18 protein-coding genes are annotated in these 16,832 nt (G+C 66.3%); 11 read left to right on the top strand and 7 right to left on the bottom strand.

The window, feature by feature from the left end:
* Positions 1-7: 7 nt before the first annotated feature.
* The gene (gene rho, locus AAIL68_RS03975) at positions 8-1,279 is read right to left on the bottom strand and encodes a transcription termination factor Rho (protein WP_347138225.1); all 1,272 of its coding nucleotides are present in this window, start codon (positions 1,277-1,279) and stop codon (positions 8-10) included.
* A 128-nt stretch (positions 1,280-1,407) separates the two neighbouring features.
* Positions 1,408-1,851, bottom strand: a complete 444-nt coding sequence (locus AAIL68_RS03970; RefSeq protein WP_347138224.1) for a CopD family protein — start codon at positions 1,849-1,851, stop codon at positions 1,408-1,410.
* A gap of 455 nt (positions 1,852-2,306) precedes the next feature.
* On the opposite strand from AAIL68_RS03970, the gene AAIL68_RS03965 reads away from it, so the two are divergent.
* Genes AAIL68_RS03965 through AAIL68_RS03950 form a run of 4 tightly spaced genes read left to right on the top strand, consistent with a single transcriptional unit; the run spans position 2,307 to position 5,386 of the window.
* Entirely contained in the window at positions 2,307-3,158 is an 852-nt protein-coding gene (locus AAIL68_RS03965; protein WP_347138223.1) for a shikimate dehydrogenase, read from the top strand.
* The gene (coaE, locus tag AAIL68_RS03960; protein WP_347138222.1) at positions 3,155-3,742 is read left to right on the top strand and encodes a dephospho-CoA kinase; all 588 of its coding nucleotides are present in this window, start codon (positions 3,155-3,157) and stop codon (positions 3,740-3,742) included. The genes AAIL68_RS03965 and coaE overlap by 4 nt, the downstream gene beginning before the upstream one ends.
* Entirely contained in the window at positions 3,735-4,436 is a 702-nt protein-coding gene (gene dnaQ / locus AAIL68_RS03955) for a DNA polymerase III subunit epsilon (protein WP_347138221.1), read from the top strand. The genes coaE and dnaQ overlap by 8 nt, the downstream gene beginning before the upstream one ends.
* A 59-nt stretch (positions 4,437-4,495) precedes the next feature.
* A complete protein-coding gene (locus AAIL68_RS03950; protein ID WP_347138298.1) occupies positions 4,496-5,386 on the top strand; it encodes a YihY/virulence factor BrkB family protein in 891 nt (296 codons plus the stop codon).
* A 34-nt stretch (positions 5,387-5,420) separates the two neighbouring features.
* On the opposite strand, the gene AAIL68_RS03945 is transcribed toward AAIL68_RS03950, so the two are convergent.
* Entirely contained in the window at positions 5,421-6,227 is an 807-nt protein-coding gene (locus tag AAIL68_RS03945) for a response regulator (RefSeq protein WP_347138220.1), read from the bottom strand.
* A 98-nt stretch (positions 6,228-6,325) separates the two neighbouring features.
* Here AAIL68_RS03945 and AAIL68_RS03940 point away from each other — a divergent pair, with 98 nt between their 5' ends.
* From AAIL68_RS03940 to AAIL68_RS03910, 7 genes are read left to right on the top strand one after another with little or no spacing between them, the layout of a single operon-like run.
* Positions 6,326-6,472: a NepR family anti-sigma factor gene (locus AAIL68_RS03940; protein WP_207100806.1), complete on the top strand. Its 147-nt coding sequence runs from the start codon at positions 6,326-6,328 to the stop codon at positions 6,470-6,472.
* A gap of 42 nt (positions 6,473-6,514) precedes the next feature.
* The gene (locus AAIL68_RS03935; RefSeq protein WP_347138219.1) at positions 6,515-7,081 is read left to right on the top strand and encodes an RNA polymerase sigma factor; all 567 of its coding nucleotides are present in this window, start codon (positions 6,515-6,517) and stop codon (positions 7,079-7,081) included.
* A 9-nt stretch (positions 7,082-7,090) separates the two neighbouring features.
* A complete protein-coding gene (locus AAIL68_RS03930) occupies positions 7,091-8,875 on the top strand; it encodes a histidine kinase dimerization/phosphoacceptor domain -containing protein (RefSeq protein ID WP_347138218.1) in 1,785 nt (594 codons plus the stop codon).
* Between the two features lie 52 nt (positions 8,876-8,927).
* Positions 8,928-9,608, top strand: a complete 681-nt coding sequence (locus AAIL68_RS03925; RefSeq protein ID WP_347138216.1) for a paraquat-inducible protein A — start codon at positions 8,928-8,930, stop codon at positions 9,606-9,608.
* Positions 9,605-10,288: a paraquat-inducible protein A gene (locus tag AAIL68_RS03920; protein ID WP_347138215.1), complete on the top strand. Its 684-nt coding sequence runs from the start codon at positions 9,605-9,607 to the stop codon at positions 10,286-10,288. Before AAIL68_RS03925 ends, AAIL68_RS03920 begins: the two co-directional genes overlap by 4 nt.
* A gap of 7 nt (positions 10,289-10,295) precedes the next feature.
* Positions 10,296-12,335 carry an MlaD family protein gene (locus tag AAIL68_RS03915; protein ID WP_347138214.1) on the top strand — a complete coding sequence of 680 codons (2,040 nt, stop codon included), beginning with the start codon at positions 10,296-10,298 and terminating at the stop codon, positions 12,333-12,335.
* 5 nt (positions 12,336-12,340) lie between these two features.
* Positions 12,341-12,979 (top strand): PqiC family protein, encoded by a 639-nt coding sequence (locus tag AAIL68_RS03910; protein ID WP_347138213.1) that lies wholly within the window; start codon positions 12,341-12,343, stop codon positions 12,977-12,979.
* 128 nt (positions 12,980-13,107) lie between these two features.
* On the opposite strand, the gene AAIL68_RS03905 is transcribed toward AAIL68_RS03910, so the two are convergent.
* The 4 genes from AAIL68_RS03905 to AAIL68_RS03890 all read right to left on the bottom strand — a co-directional run bounded on the left by AAIL68_RS03905 (position 13,108) and on the right by AAIL68_RS03890 (position 16,788).
* Entirely contained in the window at positions 13,108-13,569 is a 462-nt protein-coding gene (locus tag AAIL68_RS03905; protein WP_347138212.1) for a hypothetical protein, read from the bottom strand.
* 155 nt (positions 13,570-13,724) lie between these two features.
* Positions 13,725-15,494 carry a hypothetical protein gene (locus AAIL68_RS03900; RefSeq protein WP_347138211.1) on the bottom strand — a complete coding sequence of 590 codons (1,770 nt, stop codon included), beginning with the start codon at positions 15,492-15,494 and terminating at the stop codon, positions 13,725-13,727.
* Positions 15,491-15,697: a hypothetical protein gene (locus tag AAIL68_RS03895; RefSeq protein ID WP_347138209.1), complete on the bottom strand. Its 207-nt coding sequence runs from the start codon at positions 15,695-15,697 to the stop codon at positions 15,491-15,493. The genes AAIL68_RS03900 and AAIL68_RS03895 overlap by 4 nt, the downstream gene beginning before the upstream one ends.
* Complete coding sequence (locus AAIL68_RS03890; protein WP_347138208.1) at positions 15,688-16,788, bottom strand: phosphatase PAP2 family protein; 1,101 nt, start codon at positions 16,786-16,788, stop codon at positions 15,688-15,690. Before AAIL68_RS03890 ends, AAIL68_RS03895 begins: the two co-directional genes overlap by 10 nt.
* Positions 16,789-16,832 lie beyond the last annotated feature (44 nt).

The raw sequence follows: 16,832 nt of genomic DNA, 5'->3' as shown, positions 1-16,832 counted from the left end.
AGCCTCGTCAGGCGTTCATCGAATCGAAGAATTCCGAATTCGACTTGGTCTGCTTCAGTTTCGAGATCAGGAACTCGATGGCATCGGTCGTGCCCATCGGGTTCAGGATGCGGCGCAGCAGATAGGTCTTTTGCAGATCCTTCTGCTCGACCAGCAGTTCTTCCTTCCGCGTCCCGGACTTGAGGATGTCCATCGCCGGGAAGACGCGCTTGTCGGCCACCTTGCGGTCCAGCACGATCTCGCTGTTGCCGGTGCCCTTGAATTCCTCGAAGATCACCTCGTCCATGCGCGATCCGGTGTCGATCAGCGCCGTGGCGATGATGGTCAGCGACCCGCCTTCCTCGATATTCCGGGCCGCGCCGAAGAACCGCTTGGGACGCTGCAAGGCATTCGCATCGACGCCGCCGGTCAGAACCTTCCCGGAACTCGGCACGACAGTGTTGAATGCCCTACCAAGTCTTGTAATCGAATCCAGAAGAATCACAACATCTCGTTTATGCTCGACCAGACGCTTGGCCTTTTCAATGACCATCTCGGACACGGCCACATGGCGGCTGGCCGGTTCGTCGAAGGTCGAGGACACGACCTCCCCCTTCACTGACCGCTGCATGTCGGTCACCTCCTCGGGGCGTTCGTCGATCAGCAGCACGATCAGATAGCATTCCGGGTGGTTGCGTTCGATCGAATGGGCGATGTTCTGCAGCAGCACGGTTTTACCGGTGCGCGGCGGGGCAACGATCAGCGACCGCTGGCCCTTGCCGATGGGCGCCACCAGGTCGATGATCCGGGCCGAGCGGTCCTTGATGGTCGGATCCTCGACCTCCATCTTCAGCCGCTCGTTCGGGTAAAGCGGCGTCAGGTTGTCGAAGGCGACCTTGTGGCGGGCCTTGTCGGGATCCTCGAAATTGATCCGCTCGACCTTGGTCAGGGCGAAATAACGCTCGTTCTCCCCCGGCGCGCGGATCACGCCCTCGACCGTGTCGCCGGTCCGCAGGGAGTGCTGGCGGATCATGTCGGGGCTGACATAGATGTCGTCGGGACCGGGCAGATAGTTCGCCGCGGTGGACCGCAGGAAGCCGAAGCCGTCCTGGACGACCTCAAGCACGCCGTCGCCGCCGATCTCCACGCCTTCCTCGGCATGTTCCTTCAGCAGCTGGAACATCATCTCGCCCTTGCGCATGGTCGAGGCGTTCTCGATCTCCCACTCCTCGGCCATGGAGAGCAGGTCGGCCGGGCTCTTGGCCTTGAGTTCGGACAGGTTGAGGCGTTCTTCGGTCATGATGTCACCGCAGGTTCCGCATGGTCTTCCCATGCGGCAGGTCAGATATGAGACGGGGATCCCCGTGCCGGACGGCCGGGCTTGGCAGGGACATAGTCAGCAATGCCCCGCGAGTCAACGACCCGCTGTCAGAACTTGACGATCACCGACAGCACGATGCCCATCATCAGCAGCGTCGGCACCTCGTTCATCAGGCGATAGCGGCGCCCCGGATGGCCCTGCCCGGCCCCCAGCAGGCGCCGCTGGCGGGCGCACCACATGTGGAACCAGCTCATCGCCAGGACGCAGGCAGCCTTGGTCCAGGGCCAGGCCAGCGACCAGTCCACAATGCCGGGCGTCAGCACCAGGCACAGCCCGCTGGCCCAGGTGGCGATCATGGCCGGGTTCATGATCAGCCGCAGAAGCTTGTCTTCCATGATGGCGAAACTGCCCGAGGGTTCGGGCGCCTGCCCCCGTTCGGCGTGATAGACGAACAGCCTGGGCAGGTAGAACAGCCCGGCCATCCAGGAAATCACCGCCATGACGTGGAAAGCCTTGGCATAGGGATAGATCGCGGCAAGCCAGTCCGTCATCGGCGTCCTTCTTAAATAGAAAGAGAAGAATAAAGGAAGATGTTGCTGTAGGGGCTGTGGATAAAAGGATAAAGAGGAAATCCCCGCATCCGCCCACAGATCTGCCCCTTGTGGATAAGATCGGGATTACACGCGTGAATGGAAATATTTGCAAATATAATCATATCTGTAGCGTGTGGATAACTATGGGGATCGTCGGCCTGCGGCAAGCCTGCCCACAGATCCGCCGTTCCAAGCCTGTTTGTTATCCACTTGTGGGGCGAACGTCACCGTTCGAGGGAAGTTCCGGGACCGTTTTCACGCGTCGATTTCATGTGGCTTTCCGCCCCCATGATTCGACCCGATTCCCCCCGGATCTTATCCACAGCCGCGCGGACCCTGCTTAATTGCCGCAAAAGGCTGCTTTTTTTCCTCGTCCCGCCGTCCTAGTCTGCTGCCAAGGACAAGGACGCATCATGACCGACGACCAGCCAAGCCGCCCCGCCACTGTGCCCCTTGCAGGAGTCATTGGCATGCCGATCGCGCATTCCCGCTCGCCGCGCCTGCATGGCCACTGGCTGCGCCGTTACGGCATCGCAGGCCATTACATTCCCATGCCCGTGATGCCCGAACACTTGGCCGAAGTGCTGCGCGCCCTGCCCCGGCTGGGCTTCGTCGGCATCAACGTCACCATCCCGCACAAGGAAGCCGTGCTGACGCTGGCCGATGCCGTGACCGACCGGGCGGCGCTGATCGGGGCCGCGAACACGCTGATCTTCCGCCCCGACGGCAAGATCCATGCCGACAATACCGACGGCTACGGCTTCATCGCCAATCTGCGGCAGAACGCGCCTGACTGGCGACCCGAATCCGGTCCAGCCGCGGTGATCGGCGCGGGGGGGGCCGCGCGGGCGGTTGTCGCCTCGCTTCTGGACAGCGGGGTCAAGGAATTGCGCATCACCAACCGCACCCGCCTCCGGTCCGAACAGATCAAGGCCGAGTTCGGCGCCCGCGTGATCGTCTATGACTGGGCGCAGGCGGGCAACATGCTGGAGGGCGCTGCCACCGTCGTGAACGCGACCGCCCTGGGGATGGAGGGGAAGCAGCCCCTGCGCCTGCCGCTGGGCGCGCTGTCGCCCGACGCGCTTGTCACCGATCTGGTCTATACGCCGCTGATGACGCCCTTCCTGCTGGATGCGCAGGCGCGGGGCTGCCGCGTGGTCGATGGCCTGGGGATGCTGCTGCACCAGGCGGCGCCGGGCTTTGAACGCTGGTTCGGCCGCCGCCCCGAGGTGGACGACGATCTGCGCCGGGCCGTCCTGGAATGAGCTTCCGCCTGGGCCTGACCGGCAGCATCGGCATGGGCAAGACCACCACCGCGCAGATGTTCCGTGATGCGGGCTATCCGGTCTGGGACGCCGACGCGGCCGTGCATCGCCTCTACGCGCCGGGCGGTGCCGCCGTGGCGCCCGTGGCGGCTGCCTTTCCCTTGGCGCTGCGCGACGGCGGCATCGACCGCGATGCGCTGAAGGCCGCCATTGCCGGCGATCCTGCGGCGCTGGACCGTCTGTCGGCCATCGTCCACCCCATCGTCGCCGCCGACCGAGAGGCTTTCGTGGCCCGTCATAGGGACGCGCTTCTGGTCGTTCTGGATATTCCGTTGCTGTACGAAAACGGCTATCAGGCGCTGATGGATGGCGTGGCGGTCGTGTCGGCCGATGCGGACACGCAGCGGCGGCGGGTTCTGGCGCGGCCGGGCATGACGGATGACCTGCTGGCCCTGATCCTGTCGCGCCAGATGCCGGATGCCGAAAAGCGGGCGCGGGCCGACTGGATCATCCCGACGGACGACTTAGATACCGCCCGTCAGTCCGTGGACCGGATCGTGAAGGAGATTGCCCAGCGTGCGTGAGATCGTGATGGATACCGAAACCACCGGGTTTGACGCGGACAAGGACGACCGCATCGTCGAGATCGGCGGGATCGAACTGGTGAACCACCTGCCCACGGGCCGGACCTATCACGTCTATATCAACCCCGAGCGCCCCATGCCCAAGGAGGCCTTCGAGGTCCACGGACTGGGCGACGACTTCCTGCGCGACAAGCCGAAATTCGCGGAAATCGTGCAGGGCTTCGTCGACTTCATCGGCGACGACGCCCGGCTGGTGATCCACAATGCCAGCTTCGACATGAAGTTCCTGAACGCCGAGTTGCGCCGCGCGGGCCGTCCGACCCTGCCCTGGTCGCGCGCGCTGGATACCCTGGCCTTGGCGCGGGAAAAGTTTCCCGGCTCTCCTGCCACGCTGGATGCGCTGTGCCGCAGGTTCGGCGTGGACAACTCGAACCGGCAGCTGCACGGGGCGCTTCTGGACAGCGAGCTTCTGGCCGAGGTCTATCTGGAACTGATCGGCGGCCGGCAGCCCGACCTGGTTCTGGACCAGCCCGGACGCGGCGCCGCCGCCGGGGTGCAAAGCGCCAATACCGGCCCCCGCGCCCCGCGTCCGCAGCCCCTGGCCCCGCGCCTGACCGATGCCGAGGCCGCGGCCCATGCCGAATTCGTGGCCAGGCTTGGCGAAACGGCGGTCTGGGCGCGCTATGGCGGTTGACAGCCGCCCCCGTGGGTGACGCCATGAGGGCAGCCCGACCACAAGGATGACAGGTGCCGATGCTGACCCTGCTGCGCGAGTTCTGGTCCTTCTGGGCGGCCGTCTTCGAACGCATGGACAAGATCCACATGAGCCTGATCGCCGCGGGCGTGGCCTTCTACGCCATGTTCGCGGTCTTTCCGGGCCTTGCCGCGATCCTGGCTTTGTGGAGCCTGTGGTTCGACCCGAAGGTCGTCACGACCTATCTGGACGTGGCGCATGAATTCCTGCCTGCGGATGCGGCGGCGCTGATCGACGGACAGGTGGAAACGCTGACCTCCTCGGGGCGGACCTCGGTCGGCTGGGCGTCCTTCGTGTCCTTCATGGTGGCCACCATCGCCGCCCGCGCCGGGGTCGAGGCGATCGTGGGCGGATTGAACGCGGCTTATGGCGTCCGTTCGCACTCCACGATCTTCGGTTTCGTGCTGGCCTATGCGCTGACGCTGGCGATTGTCGGCATCTCGCTGGCGGGGCTTGCGACCATCGTGATCGTGCCGATCCTGCTGAACTTCGCGGTCTTCGAACAGGTCCGCGCCTGGGCGGTGGCGGGCCTGCCCTGGGGGGCGATGTTTTTGCTGGTGATCCTGGGGATCGGCATCCTCTACCGCTATGGCCCCAACGTGAAGACGCCGCGCACGCCGGTCTTTACCTGGGGGGCCTTCTTCGCGGCCTTCCTCTGGGCCGTGGCCTCGGTCGCCTTTTCCGCCTATCTCAGCAGCTTCAACAGCTACAACCGCATCTACGGATCCATCGGCACGGTGGTGGCGCTGCTGATGTGGTTCTATCTGGCGGGCTTTTCCGTCCTGCTGGGGGCGCTGATCAATGTCGAACTGGCCCGCCGCCGCCGCGTCCGCGCCGCGCGCGAGGCCCGCGCATCGGTGGTGGCCGATATAAAAAAGGCGGCGGAATGACCCGCCGCCCTGTTCCGTTACGCTGGCACGGGCCTCAGGCCGCGTCCAGTCCCTCGGTCGAGGCGAAGAACATCGCCTGGCTGACGGCGGACCGCACCTGTTCCTCGTTGTAGGGCTTCGAGATCAGGAAGGCCGGTTCGGGCCGTTCCCCGGTCAGCAGCCGTTCGGGGAAGGCGGTGATGAAGATCACCGGGATGTCGCCCAGGTCGCGCAGCAATTCGTTCACCGCGTCGATGCCCGACGATCCGTCGGCCAGCTGGATGTCGGCCAGGATCAGGTCCGGGCGCGACTGGCCCGCCAGTTCGATGGCCGCCGAATGGGTGCGGGCCACGCCCGTTACCTCGTGGCCCATGGCCTGGACGATGCCCTTCAGGTCCATGGCGATGATCATCTCGTCCTCGATCACCATGACCTTGCCGCGCATCGACGCGCTCATCTCGGCCAGGGCGATGCCCACCAGCTCCTCGGCCTCGGCCTCGTCGATCTGCATCACGCGGGCGATCTGGTCGAAGCGCAGCTCCTCGATCGTGCGCAGCAGCAGGGCTTCGCGAGAATTGGCGGTCAGGTTGCGCAGGTGGTCCTGGGCGCGCATCTCGCGCGCGGTGCGGTCGGTTTCATCGACCGGCTGGCCCGAGCTTTGCCAGATCGCGTGAAAGGTGCGGAACAGCCCGATGCGGGTGTCGTCTTCTTCCAGCAGGATCGAGCGGTCCGACAAGATCGCCTCCAGCGTGGCGGCGGCGTAATTGTCACCGGCGCGCTGGCTGCCGGTCAGCGCACGCGCATAGCGCCGCAGATAGGGCAGCTCGCGCCCGATGGACTGGGCTAGATCGGCTGACGACATATCTTCACATCCTTCGAATTTCGCATATTGCGCGGAACCTGTCATAACCCCTACAGGTTGGTGGTCGTGCGCACAAGATTTCCGGGACTAACAAAGTAATGACATCGAAGCGAGATGATCGCCGCAAGGCGGCAGTCGAGAAGCAGATCGACGAGAATCTGCGGCGCGTTTACGAACAGGACGTGACCGAGCAGATCCCCGATCGTTTTCTGGCCCTTCTTGAACAACTGCGCGAGCAGAAGTGACTTCCTTGCAAACGCGACGACGCGACGGTGGACGGTGACAGAATGAAGAAATCCGCGACAACGGATCCGCGCGACCAGTTGGTGGATCACCTGCCTGCGCTGCGGGCCTTTGCCTTGTCGCTGACGCGCGAAGGGGCGGCGGCGGACGATCTGGTCCAGGACACGATCGTCAAGGCCTGGACCAACATGGACAAGTTCCAGGCAGGCACCAACCTGCGCGCCTGGCTGTTCACGATCCTGCGCAACACCTTCTATTCGGCCCGCCGCAAGACCAAGCGCGAGGTCAGCGACAGCGACGGCATCCATGCCGCGCGCCAGGCGACGCGGCCCGAACATGACGGGCGCCTCGCACTCAAGGATTTCCGGGTGGCCTTCGCGCAATTGCCCGACGAGCAGCGCGAGGCGCTGATCCTGGTGGGGGCGTCCGGCTTTTCCTACGAGGAAGCGGCCGACATGACGGGCGTGGCCATCGGCACCGTCAAGTCGCGGGCCAATCGTGGGCGGCGCAAGCTGGCGGAACTGCTGCATCTGGAAAGCGGTGAGGAACTGGACATGACCGATCAGGCGACCCTGGCGGTGATGGCGTCCAGCCACACCATCGCCCGCTAGGAACCGCCGGTGTTCCGGCGGATCATCGACCGGCTGGACTTTACCCGCAGGCTGGGCTTCCGGCTTGGCGCCCTGTTGTCTGTCGCCATCCTGCCCCTGGGCCTGATCTCGCTGATCCAGAACTTCAACCTCGTGGCCGAGGCCGAACGCGGCGTCCAGATTGCCCTGCTGGGCCGCACGGCCTCGACCGCGGCGGGGGAACGGGCGCTCTTGCAAAGCGCCCTGGGCTCCGCCGATGCGCTTGGCCCCGCCGTGCTGGAATCGATGGACCGCCCGCAGGCCTGTTCGGACCTGATGCGCAACTTCATCGAACGCAGCGCGACCTATGTCTTCGCGGGCTTCGTGCCCGTGGACGGCATCAGCAACTGCAATTCCGCAAGTGGCGGGGAACCGCTGGATCTCAGCCGGTCCGAAGGCTTCGTGACCTTCATGGACCAGCCCGGCACCCAGATCACCGCGATCGAGATGGGCACGGTCAGCGGCCGCCCCGTGGTCCTGGTCATGCAGCCCTTGTACCGCGACAGCCAGATGCTGGGCTATATCGGGCTGTCGCTGACCAACGAACTGCTGCGGTCCACCCACAACATCAGCTTCGGAAGCGACAGCGCCCGCATCGTCACCTTCAACCAGAAGGGAGAGATCCTGACCTCGGACACCGATGCGCAGACCGGCATCGGGGACATCCTGCCCCAGAACATCGAACTGGTCAGCCTGTTGTCGCGGACCGAGACGACCTTCCGGGCGCGCACCGGCAATGGCCAGACCCGCCTGTTCACCGTGGTGCCCGCCGTGCCGGGGCTGGTTTACGCGCTTGGCAGCTGGTCGCCCCGCACGGCGGGCGTGGGGCTGTTCCAGATTTCCCGCCTGGGGGCGGTGACGATCCCGATGGCCTTGTGGCTGGTGTCGCTGGCGGTGGCCTATTTCGCGGTCTTCCGCATGGTCCTGCGCCACATCACCGTGCTGCGCAGCCAGATGCGCCGCTTCGCCATCGGCAACCGCACGGAACCGCCCCCCGTCCTGACCGACGCGCCGACCGAGATCTGCGATGTCAGCCAGACCTTCCACAACATGGCGCGCATCCTGATCCGCGACGAGGAAGCGATGGAAAGCGCGGTCGCCGAAAAGACCGTTCTGCTGAAAGAGGTCCACCACCGCGTCAAGAACAACCTGCAACTGATCGCGTCCATCATCAACATGCAAAGCCGGGTGATCGACGATCCCGACGCGAAACGCGTGCTGCGGTCTGTCCAGGACCGGGTGGCCGCGCTGGCGACGATCTATCGCAACCTCTACCAGGCCGAGCATCTGGACGCGGTCGAGGCCGGGCGGCTGATCTGCGACATCATCAACCAGATGGTCAATGCCTCGGTGGAACCGGGCAGCAGCCTGCGGATCGAAACCAATATCGAAACGCTGACCCTGCTGCCCGACCAGGCGGTGCCCTTGTCGCTGCTGACGACCGAAGCCTTTACCAATGCGCTGAAATATGCCGGCACCTCGCCGGGCGAGGATGCGCCCTGGGTCCGGGTTGACCTGGCCGCCATCGCGCCCGGCATGGCGGTGCTGGAGGTCGCCAATTCCATCGGCAAGGACGCGGGCCAGTCCCAGGGGACCGGCCTTGGCAGCCAGCTGATCGAGGCCTTCACCACCCAGCTTGAAGGACAGGCCACCGCCGAAATCGAGGGCCACAGCTTCGTCCTGCGCCTGCAATTCGCCATCGACAAGGACAGCACCCTTGCCGACACGCGCTCCGTCGTCCTGACCTCGGCCGCGCGGCCCGGGGCGCAGCATTAAGGGCGGCACGATGCCGCTTGCGCGGCCCCGCCGGAACATTATCCTGCAAGCCATGGACGCGCCCGATACCTTCGACCTGACCACCGGCAAGGGGCTGATCGCCTGCCCGCGCTGCGATGCCCTGCATGTCGAGGAGGAACTGGAGCCCGGCGAAACGGCGCGCTGCATCCGCTGCGGCGGGGTTCTGGCGAAACCGCGCGGGGGCGCCTTCACGCAGCTGATCGCCCTGTCCTTCACCACGGTCGTTCTGATGATGGGGGCGATTTTCTTTCCGTTCCTGGAAATTTCGCGCATGGGCTTCGGCAATGCGACATCGCTGTTCGGCGTGGCTATGGCCTTTGCCGATGGCGTGCTGCTGCCCCTGGTGCTGGCGGTGATGGCGATGATCGTGGGCCTGCCGGTGCTGCGCTCCTTCCTGCTGGTCTATACCCTGACCCCGCTGGCCCAGGGCCGCGCGCCCTATCGCCACGCGGCGACGGCCTTCCGCTGGTCCGAGGAATTGCGCCCCTGGTCCATGGCCGAGATCTTCGTGATCGGCACGGCGGTCGCCCTGGTCAAGGTGGCGGGACTTGCGACGGTCCATCTGGGCCCGGCCTTCTGGGCCTTCTGCGCGCTGATCCTAGTCAATCTCGCCTCGCGCGGGTTCATGTGCCAGACCACCATCTGGGACGCGATCGAGGATGCCGGCCTGCGCACCGACGGGCGCGAGATGATGGGGGGCCGCGCCCCATGACCCAGGACGCGATCCATGGTGTGACGCATGACGGGCCGGTGATGACCGCGCATCGCGCGGGGCTGATCGGCTGCCGGTCCTGCGGACGCGTCTGGCCCGAGGGACAGGCCACCTGCGACCGTTGCGGCGCGGGTCTGGTGCCGCCCGACCGGCGCGGGCTGCAGAAGGTCTGGGCCTGGTGGCTTGCGGGCCTGATCATGTACATCCCCGCCAACCTGTTCCCGATGATGCGCACCCAGACCTTCGCCGGATTGCAGGGCAGCACCGAGGCCACGATCCTGGAAGGCGTGGTCGAGCTGATCCATTACGGCAACTATGACATCGCCATCATCGTCTTTGTCGCATCCGTCATCGTGCCGATCGCCAAGTTCCTGTCGATCGCCTGGCTGGCGATGGTCGCGGGCCAGCCCGCCACGGTCGAACAGGCCCATACCCGGCTGAAGATCTATGAGGTGGTCGAATTCATCGGCCGCTGGTCGATGATCGACGTCTTCGTGGTGGCGATCCTGTCGGCCCTGGTGCAGCTGGGCTTTGTCGCCTCCATCCATCCCGGCCCTGCTGCCGTGTCCTTTGCGCTGTCTGTTGCCTTCACCATGCTTTCCGCGCAAAGCTTTGACCCAAGACTGATCTGGCGCGGTTTGCCGCTGCGAAGCCGGACGGACGACAAGGGGCAGGACTAGAGACACGATGACCGATCAGCCGCCGCTGAAACCGGCAAGCCCCGCGCGCAAGCGGGCTGCACGCGCCGCCCAGGCCGGAATCAACGTCATCTGGCTGGTGCCGATCCTGGCGCTGATTGTGACCTTGGCCATCGCCTGGAACGCCTATGCCGACCGCGGGGAGATCATACGGGTCGAATTCGCCGACGCGACGGGCGTGACGCCGGGCGAAACCGCCCTGCGCTTTCGCGAGATCACCGTGGGACAGGTGAAGTCGGTCAGCTTCACGTCGGATCTGTCGCGCGTCGTCGTGGAAATCCGCGTGGACAAGGACGTGGCCCCCTATATCGACAGCGACGCGGCCTTCTGGATCGTCCGTCCGCAGGTCACGGCCCAGGGGGTGACGCGGCTGGACACCGTGCTGACCGGATCCTTCATCGAAGGCTATTGGGACGCCAGCGTCAGCGCCCCGCAGGACCGTTTCGTGGGCCTGGACCGCGCCCCCCTGGTGCGCGAGGACACGCCGGGCACCTGGGTCACGCTGGCGATGGACAGCGCCGACGGCATCAGCGAAGGCGCCCCTGTCCTTTATCGCGGCGTCCAGGTGGGCCGCATGGAAAACCTGCGCCTGGCCGAGACCGAGGACCAGGTCATCGCCGACGCCTTCATCGAGGCGCCCCATGACAAGCGCCTGACCACCGCCACGGTGTTCTGGGACACCTCGGGCTTTTCGCTGTCGCTGGGTGCCTCGGGCGTGTCGCTGAACGTGAACTCGCTGTCCTCGGTCCTGCAGGGGGGCGTGGCCTTCGACACCCTGGTCAGCGGCGGCCAGCCGGTCAAGCCGGGCCATGTCTTCGCCCTGCAACCGGACGAGGACACGGCCCGCAACGACATCCTGGCCAGCGACAATGCCGAACCGCTGCGCATCGCCATGCTGATCGACGATTCCCTGCGCGGCCTGGAAAAGGGCGCCGACGTGCAGTTTCAGGGCCTGCGCGTGGGCCAGGTCACGGATCTGGCGGTCACCGTGGACGAGGAGAGCGACAAGATCCGCCAGGTCGTGACCATGGCGATCTCTCCCTATCGGCTGGGACTGGCTTCCGATGCCACGCCCGCCGATGCCTTGGCCTTCCTGCAGGACGCCGTGGCCGAAGGCTTGCGCGCGCGGGTCGCAAGCGCCGGTTTCCTGGGCACGTCCTTGATGGTCGAGCTTGTCGATATTCCCGACGCCGCGCCCGCCGCCATCGACACAGGCGCCCAGCCGAACCCGGTCATTCCGTCCGTCGCGGGCGATCTGGGGGATTTCACGGCAAGCGCCCAGGGCTTCCTGTCGCGCATCGGCAACCTGCCGCTGGAGGAGGTGCTGCGCTCCGCGACCGACATGATGAACAGCATCACCGCCATCGCCAGTTCCGAGGATACGCGCGCCATTCCCGGTTCCCTGCGCGAAACGCTGGACCAGGCCAAGGGTGCCGCGACCGACATCGGCGGCATGGCCCGCGAGTTGCGCGAAGGCGACACCGCCGCGAACTTGGCCCGGCTGGTCGATGAAGCCGCGGCCGCCGCCGAGGCGGTCAAGCTGGCCGCGGCCGACGCGCCCGAGATGATCGACAGCATCGACGCCGCCGCCGCCGCGGTCGAGGAGTTCAACTTTTCCGAGATCAGCGCCCAGGCCGAAGGGATCCTGGCCGATCTGCGCGCCATGCTGGGCAGCGAGGATGCCGAACAACTGCCCCGCAACCTGTCCGACACGCTGGAAGCGGCGTCCGGCCTGCTGAACGACCTGCGCGACGGCAATGCCGCAGGCAGCCTGAACAATGCCTTGGACAGCGCCAGCAACGCTGCCGACCAGGTGGCCCAGTCCGTGCAGCGCCTGCCGGACCTGATCGGACGGCTGGAGGCGACCGCCGCGCGGGCGGATTCGGTCCTGGCCGCCTATGGCGAGCGGTCGGCCTTCAACACCGAGGCCGTCAACATGCTGCGCCAGTTGCGCCGCGCGACCGAGGCCTTCGGGTCGCTGGCCCGGCTGATCGAACGCAACCCCCGTGCCTTCATCCTGGGACGATAACCGCCATGACCCTGCCCCTCCGCCTGCCCGCCGCGATTGCCTGCCTTGGCCTTCTGGGGCTGGCGGGCTGTTCCAACCCGGAAAAGACCGCGCGCTTCCTGATCGACCCTCCGGCCACGGGCGAACAGGTGCCGAACCGACTGGGCAGCGCCGAACTGAAGGACGTGTCCCTGCCCGAATACGCGTCCAGCCAGGAGGTCGCCTTCCAGACCGCCGACGGGGCGGTGCGGTCGAACCCGAAGAACCTGTGGGCCGACAATCCCGAACGCGCCTTCACCCTGTCGTTGGCCCGCGCGATTTCCGACGCCTCGGGCGCGACCGTGATCGGCGAGCCCTGGCCCCTGGCCGAACCCCCGCAGCGCGTGCTGGAGGTGCGGGTCGAAAAGGCCTTGGCGCAGGCCAATGGCACCTATCGCCTGTCGGGACGGTATTTCGTCTCGGACGAGGGCAGCGGCGGCGCGAACCACGCCCGCAGCTTCGACATCTCTGTTCCGATGGGCGGCACGGGGCCGGGGGCGTCTGCCACGGCGGCGTCCCAGGCCATCGCGATCCTCGCCCGGCAGATCGCCACCCTGTCGGGGCCGGGCCGCACCATCGCCACCACCGCGCCTGCCGATCCCTTCGCGCTTGATCCCCTGTTCTAGGCGCGGATCGACATTACCACTGCGCCGCCCTTGTATCGGCTGAATGTCGATCCGCCCTGGGCGCAAAAGGATTTGGCGGATGGCAAGGCCATCCGCCAAACACCCGCAGGAACAGGGAACTGGTTACGCTAGGAAACGGGCGGGTTGTCCCGGTCCCGGCAAGGGCCGGGGCGGGAAACCGGATCGCCGCGCCCGTCGGCACGCCCCATCACGCGGACGATGACCGGCAGGACAAACTGATCGAAGCAGGCGCGGTCGGGCGCGAAGGCACCGGGATGCCCGATGCCTCCGCAGTCTTCGCAATCCTCGATGCTGCCCCAGCAATTTGGGCAGGCACCCAGGGCGCAGGCCAGCATCTCGACATGATCGACAAGAAGCCGGTTTTCCTGCTCGAGCCGGCGGAACGCGGCCCAGGTCGGACGGTCGTGGTCAGCGAGAGGAGCACCATCCCCCGACCGCCCGGATATTGCCGCCGTCAGATCCTGCTGGATGTCATGGACCGGCACATTCGATGCACCCCCCGGTCCACTGCCCAGAAGCTGAAGCGCGGCAATCACGTTGTTGAAATTGGGAATTTTGTCGCCCGGCATGTCCGTCTTCCCCCTTGCTGCCTTGAAGTAGCCGTCCATCCCAGGCGACCGATGATCGCGTTCAATGGAATCACTATGGGCCCTTGCCGTGAAACGGGCGTGAATCCCCGGACCGGGCCTATGTGAAAAAGGCCGGGGTTGCAGGGGATTTCCGGTCAGAATTCGGGAAAGCGCGCGGGGAACTGGATGACAGGCGGATCTGCGGGCGGATTCGCCTGGTCGCCGAACTGCTGCTGCGCCAGGGCGCGAATCGCCTGACGGTCATCCGGCGCCAGCCCGTCCGCCAACTGGATGGCCAGCCAGCGGGCCAGTTGCGGCGCCGCCAGCGAGGTGCCGAGCGATCGCGTGAAGCTGCCGCTGTTGCGCCCGCGCACGATCATCCAGGGCGTGGCGGCGCTGTGATCGACCGGGGCCAGGCAATCGCCCGGCTGCCCGTCATCCAGAAGCGAGGTGTAGATCGTCACCCGTTTCGTTCCGCGATATGACGCGCCCGCGCGCAGCGTCCCCCTGCCCGTCGCATAGCTGTTGATCGTCCCCGTGCGGATGATCCTTGGCGCGCCGCCATTCGCCGCGTCCTCGGCAATGGGACGGCCCGCCTCGTCCTCGCCGCGATAGGCGGGATCGTGGAACCAGCTTTGCCGCGCCCCGCGCCGGAATCCGCGGATCACCTCGTCCCGTTGCGCGGACAGGTCGTAGATCCCGCCGGGTGCATCGGATGAAATCCCCACCTGCCAGGCGCCGGGCGGGGTGAAGCTTTCCCCCAGGCGTTCGGGGCAGGTGGGCGAGGCGATCACGACAATGCCGTCGCGCCATCTGCCATCGGGCATCTGGTTCGGGGTGTAATAGGCCTCTGCCAGGCGCCTGCCATCCGGTCCGGTCAGGACGGAAGCCTGGAACGGGGCCGTGAAGGCGGTCGTCGCGGGGGCAAGGCCCGGCACCGTCAGGGTGACTTGCAGATCGGCCTGGGGCGGATGGGCATGGGGCGGACCCCAGATCTCGATGGCATTGATGGTCATGTCGTCGGCGGGCAGGCGCCATTCGATCTGCTGGCCCGGTTGCAGCCGGGCGCGCAGCCGCCCTTGCCGGTGGTTTCCCGACGGCAGCACGATATGGACCCGGCCCAGGTCGGACGGTTCGGAGGCGACAACCGCATCCATGAACCGTTCCAGCGGGCTTTGCCCGTCCCGCGGCCCGGCCGTCAGCCCCAGGCTGAGATTGAGGACCACGGGTAGCCGGACCGATCCGGGTTTCAGGTTTTCCCGCGCCTCGATGAACCGGCACAGGCGGCGGGCGCGCTTGATGATGAACACGATGCCCGCCATGATCGGGACCGGGGCCAGCACCCCCATCGAATCGGCAGTGATCCGGGGGGGCAGGCAGACCGCGATCAGCGGATGGTTCCGGGCCTGCGGATCGAAGGGGTCGAACCCCGCAGCCAGGGGCGCCACGGCCGCGCCATGGCCGGTCTCATAGGCGCCGGACGGGGGCGCCGGGCGCGTCAGATCGACCGCCCCGGTCCGGCGATAGATCGCATCCTCGTCGGGGATCGCGCCGTTCGCCAAGTCGTCCAGAAGGCCGGAGAGTTCGGCCCCCCGCCATTCGGCGCCGGTCGGCAGGTCCACCCCCATGCCGGGCCGGAAGCGCGCGTCCTGCAGCCAGACCGAGGCGACGCGGCTGAGATTGCCCGGCAGCGTGAAGCGTTGATGCGCAAAGGGAATCGCGTCGTCGATCACCCCGATGATGCAGCCTTTCCGCGGATCGGGCAGGGCACCTGGGGACAGATAGGCAAGCGCGGGATCTTCCAGATCCTTGTTTCCGAAACCCTTGCGGTCGAAGTTCCTGGCATCCTCGGACAGGATCCCGGCGGGATCGTCCAGAAAGTCGTCGAAGGCGGACAGGATTTCGCGGGCAATAGCCATCATCATTCGAAGGCTTCCCGGATCAGCTGCTCAAGCGCCCTGCCCCAGTCGAAGGAGGCGCGCCCGTCTTCCGGCTGGATCGGGCTGCGGGACCGGCGCCGTTCCTCGTAGTAGTGAAGATAGGGTGACGGGTCGAAGCGGGTGTCCGTGAACACCACTTTCGGGTCCGACCATCGGGGCCGGGCAGGGGGTTCGGGTTTCAACTCCATCGGCTGTTCCATTCCTCTTTCGCACGGCGGCAGAGCGTCTGCCAGAAGGGCGCGGGACGGACCGCAGAGGCATCGGCGGGAAAACTGGTCGAGGGATCGGCATCCGTCACCATCTCGTGCAAAACGCTGTAATGGAAATCGCGCGGCTGGTTCCCGTTGCGGAATCCGGTGCCATCGAAGCGGGCCGAGCCCACCGTTCCCCCCGAGTCCGCCCCCCGCGCCATCAGATAGCGGCCAAGCTGGATCCCCAGGACCGCGCCCGCCGCGCTGTCCGCCGGGAAATGCAGGCCCGCCACCGTCCGGTTGATCGCGATGCGGCAGGCCAGGCGGTAAAGCTGGCTGTCGCTGACCACGTCCGATCCCGGATCCATCAACCGCGACAGCATGGTGGCCAGCGTGAACAGCTGCGTGGAATGGCCGCTGGGCAGGGTCGGATGCGCGGGTTCCGCGATCATCGGCTGGATGCGGTCGCTGAACTGCGTGGGCCGGGGGCAGCCAAGCGCGATCTTCACCCGCATCACCACCGGCGTGACGATGGCAAGGCCGGTTTCCAGCATCTCGACCACGGCGGGGGCGCGAAGCGGGCCGATGGGCAGGATGCTTGCGACAAAGGGAAGCAGATTTTCCTTCTGGACCAGGATTTCGGCCAGGCGGTCGGGGCGCAGTTCCGCATAGGCGGCGACCAGCGGCGCGGCTTGGCTGAAATGCTCGACCTCGGGGCGGATGATCCTTGCCAGCGGGGTGTATTCCGCCGTGGCCGCATCGCCGCCCGCCCTGCGGCGCAGCACCGTCACGGCGCGCGCGGTATGGCGGGGGGTGTCGTAATCCTCGATCCGGTAGGCGATGTCTTCCAGCAGTTCCGACATCAGCACGGCAAGGCGGAATTCACCCTCCATCCGGCGCAACCGCTCACCCGGCGGAAGCGAGGAGTCAGCGAAAGCCCCCGAGGCCACCGTTTCCGTGCCGACAATGGCATCGCGGGTCCGCATCAGGGCGGCGGCCATCAATTCGTCAGCGCCCGATCCGCCCGCCGCGCCTCCACCCTGGCCGTGCTGGCCATGTTGTCCATGCTGGCCGTGCTGCAAAGACATGGCTCGACCTCATTAACCAAGGTGAATCGAAAACACTGTATCTT

This window comes from Paracoccus sp. SSK6, assembly GCF_039770665.1.
Taxonomy (GTDB): Bacteria; Pseudomonadota; Alphaproteobacteria; order Rhodobacterales; family Rhodobacteraceae; genus Paracoccus.
The sequence above is the reverse complement of the archived record's forward strand: the minus strand, read 5'-3'. Positions and strand labels throughout refer to the sequence as shown.

Coding starts and splice junctions, on each gene's coding strand:
- AAIL68_RS03925 (WP_347138216.1), top strand. CDS start 8,928: ATGGACGCGCCCGATACCTTCGACCTGACCACCGGCAAGGGGCTGATC.
- AAIL68_RS03905 (WP_347138212.1), bottom strand. CDS start 13,569: ATGCCGGGCGACAAAATTCCCAATTTCAACAACGTGATTGCCGCGCTT.
- AAIL68_RS03940 (WP_207100806.1), top strand. CDS start 6,326: ATGACATCGAAGCGAGATGATCGCCGCAAGGCGGCAGTCGAGAAGCAG.
- AAIL68_RS03890 (WP_347138208.1), bottom strand. CDS start 16,788: ATGTCTTTGCAGCACGGCCAGCATGGACAACATGGCCAGCACGGCCAG.
- coaE (WP_347138222.1), top strand. CDS start 3,155: ATGAGCTTCCGCCTGGGCCTGACCGGCAGCATCGGCATGGGCAAGACC.
- AAIL68_RS03965 (WP_347138223.1), top strand. CDS start 2,307: ATGACCGACGACCAGCCAAGCCGCCCCGCCACTGTGCCCCTTGCAGGA.
- AAIL68_RS03900 (WP_347138211.1), bottom strand. CDS start 15,494: ATGATGATGGCTATTGCCCGCGAAATCCTGTCCGCCTTCGACGACTTT.
- AAIL68_RS03915 (WP_347138214.1), top strand. CDS start 10,296: ATGACCGATCAGCCGCCGCTGAAACCGGCAAGCCCCGCGCGCAAGCGG.
- AAIL68_RS03950 (WP_347138298.1), top strand. CDS start 4,496: ATGCTGACCCTGCTGCGCGAGTTCTGGTCCTTCTGGGCGGCCGTCTTC.
- AAIL68_RS03970 (WP_347138224.1), bottom strand. CDS start 1,851: ATGACGGACTGGCTTGCCGCGATCTATCCCTATGCCAAGGCTTTCCAC.
- AAIL68_RS03945 (WP_347138220.1), bottom strand. CDS start 6,227: ATGTCGTCAGCCGATCTAGCCCAGTCCATCGGGCGCGAGCTGCCCTAT.
- AAIL68_RS03935 (WP_347138219.1), top strand. CDS start 6,515: ATGAAGAAATCCGCGACAACGGATCCGCGCGACCAGTTGGTGGATCAC.
- AAIL68_RS03910 (WP_347138213.1), top strand. CDS start 12,341: ATGACCCTGCCCCTCCGCCTGCCCGCCGCGATTGCCTGCCTTGGCCTT.
- AAIL68_RS03895 (WP_347138209.1), bottom strand. CDS start 15,697: ATGGAGTTGAAACCCGAACCCCCTGCCCGGCCCCGATGGTCGGACCCG.
- AAIL68_RS03920 (WP_347138215.1), top strand. CDS start 9,605: ATGACCCAGGACGCGATCCATGGTGTGACGCATGACGGGCCGGTGATG.
- rho (WP_347138225.1), bottom strand. CDS start 1,279: ATGACCGAAGAACGCCTCAACCTGTCCGAACTCAAGGCCAAGAGCCCG.